The sequence below is a fragment of the Streptomyces hygroscopicus subsp. hygroscopicus genome, from assembly GCF_001553455.1.
Lineage (GTDB): Bacteria > Actinomycetota > Actinomycetes > Streptomycetales > Streptomycetaceae > Streptomyces > Streptomyces hygroscopicus.
The window spans coordinates 1-4,335 of record NZ_BBOX01000445.1; the positions used below are offsets into that span (position 1 = coordinate 1).

The following is a 4,335-nucleotide window of genomic DNA, read 5'->3' on the forward strand; positions in this document are numbered from 1 at the left end:
CGCCCGCACCTGCGCCCGCTCCGGCGCTCGCACCCGCGCCCGCTCCGGCGCTCGCTCCGGCCCCCGCGCCCGCTCCGGCGCCCGCCAGAAGCGCCGCCTACAGCGCCCTGGCGTCCCTGGGCCGTACCGACCCCCGCATGACCCTCTCGGCCGCCGACTGTGCCCGATTGGAACCCTTCGCCACAACGTGGCTGGCGCGCGACGCCGACCCCGCCCACCTCGTACAGGCGCTGACCGCCGGGCTGCCGACGCGGGTGCACAGCCCGGCCGCGCTGGCCCGCACCCGGCTGGAGAGCAAGCTGCCACCCGAGCCCGAGCCCGAGCCCGAGTCGGAGCCGGAACCGGAACCGCGATCGCAGATCACCATCCGCCGCCTCGTGGAGTGCGCCGACTGCGGCCGTCCGGGTCCCTCGTCCGCCCTCCCCGGTGGCCTCTGCCGCCCCTGCCGAGGCGAGGCGGCACCCGCCCCGCCCGGCGGTCTGCCGGGCGTCAACGTCCGCTCCTGGTCCGAGCGGCTGCGAGCGGCAGCCCGCAACGCGAAAGGGATGAGCGGGCCGGCACCCGCTGACGCCCTCGCGGCCGACGAGCCGAGCCCGGCGTACGCCATCGAGCGGGCAGCGGTTGACGTCCCGCCGTACCGATCGGTACGGTGAGGCATCGGCGTGAGTACCGAACGGTACGTCGGAGGATGAGGAGTGGACCTGATGGCAGGACGGTCACCGGCGGGGCAGCGGGTCTGGGGCGTCGCGTGCGACCTCTTCTACCAGGAGGGCATCCGCGCGGTCGGCGTCGCCGAGATCGCCGAGCGTTCCGGGGTCGGGAAGCCCAGCATCTACCGGAGCTTCGAGTCCAAGGACCACCTGGCCGTCGCCTATGTGAAGGCGCAGGCCGAACCCCCGCGTGACTGGCTGGAGGCGGCGCGCGGCGCGTGTCCCGGCGATCCGCTGGGCCAGCTGCGCCACGTCATAGGCGCCATCGCCGACCGGATCAGCGAACCGGACTTCCGCGGCTGCCCGTTGGCCAATGCCTGTGTCGAGTTCCCCGACCGTGACCACCCGGTGCACCGGACGGCCGGCGGGCTGAAGGCCGAGTACCTGGAGATGCTGGCCGAGTTGATCGCCCCGCTGCCGGTCCGCGACCCGCAGGGGTTGGCCTACATGCTCCAGATGCTGGTGGAGGGGGCCAACGTCACCACGCAGATCTTCTCGGCCGAGCGCTCCGCGGCTGCGCTCAAAGAGGCGGCGGAGCGCATCATCCAGTCCTTCCTGGACCCGGCGGCTCCCGTAGCCCCGTAGCCCCGCAGTCCGGCGGCCCGTAGCCAGCAGCCCCCGTAGCCCGTTAGCCCGGCGGCCCGTGGCCAGCAGCCCCCGCAGCCCGGTAGTCCCGCGGCCCGTGGCCAGAACCCCTCCCCGCAGCCCCGCGTAGTCCAGCAGTCCCGCAGCCTCCGTAGTCCACTGGGCCACGCAACCCCGTGGTCCAGTGGCCCCGCAGTTCCCCCGCAGCCCCAGTAGTCCCGTAGCCCATGGCTCGGCACTCAACCCGACGTTCAAGGAACCCACAGCACCATGGCCACCGCCCTCCCCTGCCCCGTCCCCTCGGCCCTGCGCACCCACGCCGAGCAGCTCATCCGCGGCCGCCGGGCCATCCGCGCCTTCCGCCCCGACCCCGTACCCCGGGAGACCCTCCGCGCCGTGTTCTCCCTCGCGGGCGCGGCGCCCTCCAACTCCAACACCCAGCCGTGGCACGTCGAGGTGGTCAGCGGCGCGGCCCGCGACCGGCTCAGCGCGGACCTGCGAGCCGCCCACGCCGCCGGGCGGATGAACCCGGACTTCCCCTATGACGACGGCATGTACGACGCCGTCCACCAGAAGCGGCGCAGTGCGGCGGGCGCGGCGATGTACGGCGCGCTGGGCATAGGCCGCGACGATGACGCGGCCCGCGCCGCGTACGACGTCGAGAGCCTGGACTTCTACGGCGCCCCGCATGTCGCCCTGCTGTTCCTGCCGTCCACCGCGGAGGTGCGGATGGCGGCCGACGTCGGCATGTACGGCCAGACCCTGCTGCTCGCCCTGACCGCGTACGGCATCGCGAGCTGCCCGCAGGGCCTCCTCAGCTTCTACGCCGACACGGTGCGCCGCTCCCTGGGCGTCGCGGAGGACCGCAAGCTGCTGCTCGGTGTCTCCTTCGGCTACGCGGACCCGTCGGCTCCGGTGAACGGCATCTCCATCCCGCGTGCGGAGTTGAGCGAAACGACCCGCTTCAGCGACTGAACCACCCGGTCCGGTGACTTCTTCTGATCGACGCACCGAGAAGCTCACGGACTACGCGTCCTGATCGCCCCCCGCGGGCGGGCCGAACTCCGGCTCGACCCCGGTCAGGTCGCGGCTCGCCGACCACAGACGTGCCGCGACCTCCGCATCCGCCAGATGGCCTCGGACGGGCTCGCGGTGCGGGACGCCGCGGAGGCCGAAGACCCGGGGGACCCATAGCTGGCCGCCGGTGACGGACGGGTCGAGGACCGCTCGTACGGCGGGCCAGGCGGCGGCCTCCTTGCCCTGGACCAGGACGCCGGCGGGCAGGCCCCGCAGCCGTTCGCCGGGCGTGCGGACGTGGATCGGCGGGCGGGACGGGGTGAGGGAGTCCAGCGCGCCGCCCGGATGGGTGACCACGCTCCGCACCGTGCTGCCCACCGCCCTCAGTCGGCGGTCGAGTTCGAAACCGAAGAGCATCTGGGCCAGTTTCGACCGCCCGTAGGTGCGCTCCGGCTGGTAGTCCCGGGTGCTCTGGAGATCGTCGAGGTCCAGCCGCTCGGACTTGGCCGCGAAGCTGCCCGTGGTGACGACACGTCCCTCGGGGGCGGCGGTGAGCAGGGGCGCCAGCCAGTGGGTCAGCGCGAAGTGCCCGAGGTGGTTGATGCCGAACATCGCCTCATGGCCGTCGCCGGTCTCCCGGCGGGGCGGCTGGTCGAACTTCACCCCGGCGTTGAGGACGACCGCGTCCAGACGATCCACCTCCAGGGCTTCCACCGAGGATGTGAGGGAGGAGAGATCGGCGAGGTCCAGCCGGATGTGACGCACCCGGGCCTCGGGGAGCCGGGAGCGGATCGAGGCCACGGCGGCGTCCGCCTTCGCCGGGTCCCGGCTGCCGAGGACGACGGTGGCCCCCGTACCGGCGAGCTGTTCGGAGACGAAGTACCCGATGCCCGCGTTGCCGCCGGTCACCAGGAAGGTCTTGCCCTGGGCGGATGGCAGCCGGTGGACGTCCCATGGCCCGGCCGGGGAGGTAGAAGGCGTAGAGGACGCGGAAGGCATGAGGGGGCTCCTGGTGTCGCGTGCGTATGCGTAAGGGTGACTGCGTGGTTTCGTCGGGGGGACCGCGTGTGGGTGACCGGCTGGTGACGGGGCCCGTTCGCCCAGCCACGTATCAGCCTTACGGCCGTGACCGACGGCCCTCCGACACCCTCCGAGACCCTCCGAGACCCCTCCGACAGATCGCCGTCACCCGCTGGAGCCAGCCGACAGATCGCCGCCATGCGTGCCCGAGGGGGCCACGTCCGGCGGGGTGCGCGGGAAGCCGTGGCCCCTCCGGCCACGCCGCGCCGGGCGTACTACTCCGGCCACGCCGCGTCGGGGCGTACCACTCCGGCTACGCCGCGTCGGGGCGTACTACTCCGGCTACGCCGCGTCGGGGCGTACCACTCCGGCCGCGCCGCGCGGGCGGGCCGCTGACACCGCGCCGGGCGGGCCGCTGCTGAGGGCTGCGCCGGGTGGCCGTCCCGGGCGGGCTACGCCGGGCGGGCCGCTCCCGCGAAGGGCATGTCGGCGATGGAGGCCACCCGCACGGGGGCTCCGGGGTGCGGAGCGTGGATCATGCGTCCGCCGCCGATGTAGATGCCGACGTGGCTGATCCCGGAGTAGAAGAAGACCAGGTCCCCCGGGGCCAGTTGGCCGAGCGGGACGCGCTGCCCGGCGTTGATCTGGGTGTAGGTGGTACGGGGCAGGGAGACACCGGCGGCCCGCCAGGCGGCCTGAGTGAGCCCCGAGCAGTCGTAGCCGTAGGGGCCGGTGGCGCCCCAGACGTACGGCTTGCCGAGGGCCGCGTACGCGTAGGAGACGGCGCGGGCGGCGCGGCCCGTGGTGGAGGTGAGGGAATCGGCCCCGTGGGCGCCCCCGGCCCCGGCGCCCCCGGCCCCGTCGCCGTCCAGTGCCGCCAGCACGCGCCGCCGCTGCTCGCGGGTCAGCCGGTCGAGGAGGCGGTCGGCGGCGGCGAGCTTGCGCTGGACGGTGCGCTTGTGGCGGGCGGCCGCCGTCTGGGAGGCACGCAGAGCGGCGAGGC

The 4,335-nt window shown here is 74.1% G+C and carries 4 protein-coding genes and 1 pseudogene; 3 read left to right on the plus strand and 2 right to left on the minus strand.

The genetic code is table 11. The features are described from left to right. The 3 genes and pseudogenes from AXW62_RS35375 to AXW62_RS35385 form a co-directional block, all read left to right on the plus strand. Positions 1 to 653, plus strand: a pseudogene (locus AXW62_RS35375) (hypothetical protein); the annotation flags it as partial. Positions 654 to 704: 51 nt separating this feature from the next. Next, complete coding sequence (locus tag AXW62_RS35380; protein ID WP_030828577.1) at positions 705 to 1,295, plus strand: TetR/AcrR family transcriptional regulator; 591 nt, start codon at positions 705 to 707, stop codon at positions 1,293 to 1,295. Positions 1,296 to 1,565: 270 nt separating this feature from the next. Next, entirely contained in the window at positions 1,566 to 2,270 is a 705-nt protein-coding gene (locus AXW62_RS35385; protein ID WP_060948032.1) for a nitroreductase, read from the plus strand. Positions 2,271 to 2,321: 51 nt separating this feature from the next. Here AXW62_RS35385 and AXW62_RS35390 read toward each other — a convergent pair whose 3' ends face one another. Together AXW62_RS35390 and AXW62_RS35395 are read right to left on the minus strand one after the other, a co-directional pair. Then, positions 2,322 to 3,311: an SDR family NAD(P)-dependent oxidoreductase gene (locus tag AXW62_RS35390; protein WP_060948033.1), complete on the minus strand. Its 990-nt coding sequence runs from the start codon at positions 3,309 to 3,311 to the stop codon at positions 2,322 to 2,324. Positions 3,312 to 3,784: 473 nt separating this feature from the next. After that, positions 3,785 to 4,335, minus strand: a 551-nt coding sequence (locus tag AXW62_RS35395) for a C40 family peptidase (protein ID WP_169808203.1), incomplete at its 5' end; no start/stop codon positions are given.

Bases quoted from the DNA above. Each gene is read 5' to 3' on its own strand.
- AXW62_RS35380 (WP_030828577.1), top strand. From the start codon at position 705: ATGGCAGGACGGTCACCGGCGGGGCAGCGGGTCTGGGGCGTCGCGTGC.
- AXW62_RS35385 (WP_060948032.1), top strand. From the start codon at position 1,566: ATGGCCACCGCCCTCCCCTGCCCCGTCCCCTCGGCCCTGCGCACCCAC.
- AXW62_RS35390 (WP_060948033.1), bottom strand. From the start codon at position 3,311: ATGCCTTCCGCGTCCTCTACGCCTTCTACCTCCCCGGCCGGGCCATGG.